This window comes from Acidaminococcus sp. (assembly GCF_057597765.1).
On the sequence record NZ_DBMBXK010000024.1, the window covers coordinates 1 to 4,167 of the forward strand.

Here is a 4,167-nt window from a genome sequence, read left to right on the forward strand (position 1 = left end):
CCCGAATAACCGCCCGACCTATCCGACACAATGGCCAAGTGTCGGATAGGAACGGCAAAATTTTTTGCACTTCTATTGCTTCTTTATCACACATAAGCAAAGGATGCTGGTCATAAAAGAGATCCAGTCTCCTCCCCAGGTCAGTGAGATACCGGGAAAGACACACCCGTTCGAAATTGGCATTGAAGGCCCACTTGGTAACGGTGTCATCGGTGAGAACATCCAGGATTTCTTCCGGGATAGTTTCTCCCTGGGCCAGGTCGATGACCTGCACGGGTCCTCCATCCACTGCATACCCGAAAAGGAGAATTTCAAAGGCAGGTGACTCCGCATATTTATACACGCCGCACTTGGCCAAATTCACATCACTGTACGTTTCCAGATCTAACGAAAGGCTTTTCATAAGGTTCTCCTTATAGAAAAGGTGGCAGAACGCATCCTGCCACCTTTTTTCTCCTATCCACTTACGCAAGAAAATCGTCCTCATCCACTGTAGCAAAGTCGTCTTCTGCCCGAGGTTTGCCGCCCAGGGGTTCCCCGTCCCGAATCTTCTGCAGGTTGTTCAGGCTGCAGGCAATGCCTTTGTTGCCATTGCTGTTAAAGGCATAGAAGCTGATGGAGGCACGGCCGTATACCCCAGAATACACTTCGGAGCGCTCCAGAATGTGCTGACAGTGGGCATCCACAATGCCCGGCTGGGTAGCAGAGTTGGCGTTGATGAAGAAGCTGTCTTTATAAGCGTCATCCCCCGGCCGTTCCAGATCCCCGTCCCGGAGCGGATTCTTGATGGCTTCCAGGGCCGGTACCACCCGGCTGTTCCCCTTCAGTTTTCCTTCCCCTTCCTGGTAGGCAGCCTTAATGGCGGCCCGGACTTTTTCCACCGTCTTGGTGTCAGACTTGGGGATGATCAGACTGACGCTGTATTTGGGCGTTCCCCCATTGATGGATTTGGGTTCCCACACATTGGCATAGCTCCAGCGGGTATTCACCCCGGTAATCACTTTGCACGGATTCACATAATTCTTAGACATATTTTTGTCCTCCTTCATTTTCAAAATCTTCGGCTGCTGTATGCAGGGCCGGCCGTTTGTCCGTTTCCGGTACCAGCACCGGTTTTCCCTGGGGCTTTTCGATCAGGTCCGTTAGCAGTTCATCGAACCGGCGTTTCCCCAGCAGTTTGGTCAGGGCCGTGATCCCCATGAGCTTCTTCTCATAGGGGGAATACCCGGCTTCTTCCACTTTAGCGGCCACTGCTTCGTCACTGACATACCGGCGGTTGGACCGGCCTTCCACCAGTTTCCACCCTGCCCACTTCTTGCCGGCAAGGGCCTGCTGCAGGGCATAGTCCTTCATGTCCCCCACCCAGCTCACCAGTTCATCGGCTTTGGCCAGGACGGCTTCCACTTCACGGTCTCCCAGGGTGGAAGGCATGGCAAAGTCGTATTTGGCCAGTTCCAGGTTGTATTCCGCCCGTTTCCGGCAGGTGGCCCGGATCTTGCAGAACCGGCAGTGGTCCCCGGCCTTGTACTCCCCTTTGCCCTGGGCCGCCAGTTCCGCCGTAGGCTTCAGCACCGTATCCGCCCACTGGAGCAGTTCTTCCTTGGTCAGTGTGCAGGTGCTCACGTTCTCCCGCCTGGGCTGGAAGATGGTCATGGACACCTGGCGGATATCGTAGATCCCGTCAAAAAGATCCAGGGCCCCCAGGGCATAACACATCATCTGGGGATTCTTCTCTGCGTCCACCAGCACACCCAGCCCGTGCTTGTAGTCGATGACGGTGAGGGTATCATCCGCCACAATCAGGCAGTCCCCGGTCCCGAACCCTTCCGGCACCCACCGGGAAAAGTCCAGCCGCTGTTCCACCAGCACCAGCGGATCCGGGCAGACGGTTTTGGCGGCGGCCAGGCTCTCCAGCACAAACTGGGCATAGGCATCGGTGCATTCGGCCATTTCTTCATCGAAGGTGGTCAGGGACTTTGTAGGGTCTTTCACCTTCTCCCCCAGGGCCTTCTTCACCTTGTATTCGCAAAGGGCATGGGCCTCCGTCCCCTGTTTGGCAAAGTCGCTCTGCACATCCGGCAGCTTAGCACATTCCAGGGCCGAAGGGGGACAGGCCAGCCAGCGGTAACTGGACGAAGCAGAGAGCACCGCATGGTTACCCGGCATGGCCCATCACCTCCAGGTCCTGCAGAAAGGCCCCGTATTTCTCCGGATCCATGGTGGACAGCTTGTCTGCCCCATACTTCTGGATCAGCTCCCGGACTTCTTCCGTAAATCCCTGCCGGGACTTATCTGCCGCCACCTTCCGCACTTCTTCCAGGGTGAGGGTTGGGGCTTCCGGCTCTTTCTTGGGGACCTCTGGTGCCGGCACTTCCAGGGATGCCGCAATCTTTACCAGAGCGGCCCCACATTTTCTCAGTTCAGCGGCCAGGCTGGCCAGTTCTTCCTTTGTCATACCAGTTGACTCCTTTCGTTTTTCTTCTGCATTCGCAGGATGGTTTTGGCGGTTCGTTCTGCGGTTTCGCTGATTTTCAGCAGCAGCCCCACAATCTCCCGGTCCAGGACCCGGTTCCGCTCCCGAAGGCGACCTTCCTTTTTCATGGGTTTTCCTCCTCTCTCAAGGGCTCTTCTTTCACCCTTCACCATTAACAGGACAAAAGGTCCGGGGATAAGTACCCATTTTTTGAAAAAAGTTTTACCGATATTCTTCCAGCCGTTCCCGCAGGGCTGCCAGTAGCCGGTGCTTCCGTTTGTTGACCCCTTTTTGGGAAAGGCCCACTTTCCGACCGATGGCCGCTTCGCTGATGCCATGGGACGCCATCTTCAGGATGGTCCGGTCCAGTTCTTCCAGCTGGGCCAGCTCCCGCCGCAAGGCTTCCAGGAGCTCTTCTTTCTCCACAATCTCTTCCAGGCTGTCCTGTTCCGTTGCCCCCAGGAATCCATATCCCGTTTCTTGAAGCTGCTCGTAGGATACAGGCGTATCCCAGCCCTGGAGGGTCCTGGTTTCCTCCTGCTTCCTGCGTTTTTCGGCCAGCCGCTGCTGCCGTTTGTCCTCCTTCCACTCCGGCCGCATGTAAGCCTCATACTGTTCCTTTGTAGCCGGGATCAGGATGGTCCGGACCTTCCGGTTCCCGATCTTGGACCACATCCGTGGTGCCTCTTCATATTCCTTGGTGATGATGGTTCCCTCCTTCACTTCCAGGGGAATGAAATACTGCTCTTTGACTCTGGTTTTCTCTTGGTTGCCCATGTGCGGTCTCCTTCGCAACATGCGAAGCGAAGACGCATATAGGCTGCCTGTCTGTATTGACCATGAGATGCCTCCTCGCTTCCATGGTCAACCACCCCAGTAGGCTGACGAAAAATAGGGTCCGGCTCGCCGCTCTGGGCATCCCCGCGTCCAGGAATGAACCTTGAGCCGGGAATTTGGTTGTACTTTCTTGTTTCAACAAGTTACTTTTTGAACTTGCTGAAACAAAAAACGGAGCCATCTACATGACCTTTCGGTCAACGTAGATAGCTCCGTTTGACGGCTCCGTATATAGATAGGGCCGTACAGGTAACTTCTATTTTAGCGTGTTACATTTGCACTTTTGGATGCTTCCACCTGGAATTTGATATCTTCCCAGGGAACTAATACTAATTCTTTTTTACTGTTTTTCAATTCAATCGTCACATGATCATCTTCGTAAATGGCGTCAAATATTCTTTCCCCATTTTCAGTCCCATCATGCAGATTCCGGATGTGTTTCCTAAATTTCATCATAGGGCATTCTCCTTTCTTAAATAATCCAAGATGATTGATTTTCTCAATATCATTTATTCATTTTCACGATCAAACTGCTTGATCCATTTTAGATAATCCGGATATAACTCAGAATTTTGCTTAAGCCTCTTACGCCACATCTTGGCCTCACTTATAAGTTTATGCAAAATGGCCGGATACTGTTGATCATCCGGGTGACGTTTCTGCAGCATTTTGTTACGCATATAGATTTTGCGGTATAAATGAGTGGCTTCGTCATTTTTTAACTTCTCAGCCATAGCTATTTGTGCTCCTATTGCCTTACAGGTTTTATTGGAATTTTGTGGAGATGGATAATCACAATATTTTGAGTCACTTCTGCCATTAATGACAAAATAATGTCCACAGTTTTTACATTTTTC

Annotated in this window: 8 protein-coding genes; all 8 read right to left on the reverse strand. The window is 52.5% G+C overall.

All coding sequences use genetic code 11. From position 1 onward, the window contains the following. Positions 1–403 (reverse strand): 3'-5' exonuclease family protein (locus ACZOF8_RS10235; RefSeq protein ID WP_487426921.1); only part of this gene is annotated, 403 nt, incomplete at its 3' end. A gap of 61 nt (positions 404–464) precedes the next feature. Further along, positions 465–1,031 (reverse strand): DUF2815 family protein, encoded by a 567-nt coding sequence (locus tag ACZOF8_RS10240; RefSeq protein ID WP_487426923.1) that lies wholly within the window; start codon positions 1,029–1,031, stop codon positions 465–467. After that, positions 1,024–2,166 (reverse strand): DUF2800 domain-containing protein, encoded by a 1,143-nt coding sequence (locus ACZOF8_RS10245; protein ID WP_487426924.1) that lies wholly within the window; start codon positions 2,164–2,166, stop codon positions 1,024–1,026. Before ACZOF8_RS10245 ends, ACZOF8_RS10240 begins: the two co-directional genes overlap by 8 nt. Continuing rightward, positions 2,156–2,455: an rRNA biogenesis protein rrp5 gene (locus ACZOF8_RS10250; protein ID WP_487426925.1), complete on the reverse strand. Its 300-nt coding sequence runs from the start codon at positions 2,453–2,455 to the stop codon at positions 2,156–2,158. Before ACZOF8_RS10250 ends, ACZOF8_RS10245 begins: the two co-directional genes overlap by 11 nt. Further along, on the reverse strand, positions 2,452–2,601 hold the full coding sequence (locus tag ACZOF8_RS10255) for a hypothetical protein (protein WP_487426926.1): 150 nt from the start codon (positions 2,599–2,601) through the stop codon (positions 2,452–2,454). Before ACZOF8_RS10255 ends, ACZOF8_RS10250 begins: the two co-directional genes overlap by 4 nt. A 94-nt stretch (positions 2,602–2,695) precedes the next feature. Continuing rightward, positions 2,696–3,250: an RNA polymerase sigma factor gene (locus ACZOF8_RS10260; RefSeq protein ID WP_487426927.1), complete on the reverse strand. Its 555-nt coding sequence runs from the start codon at positions 3,248–3,250 to the stop codon at positions 2,696–2,698. A 321-nt stretch (positions 3,251–3,571) separates the two neighbouring features. Beyond that, a complete protein-coding gene (locus tag ACZOF8_RS10265) occupies positions 3,572–3,766 on the reverse strand; it encodes a hypothetical protein (protein WP_302575446.1) in 195 nt (64 codons plus the stop codon). A gap of 53 nt (positions 3,767–3,819) precedes the next feature. Further along, positions 3,820–4,167: DUF6076 domain-containing protein (locus tag ACZOF8_RS10270; protein ID WP_487426928.1), on the reverse strand; the 348-nt coding region annotated here is incomplete at its 5' end.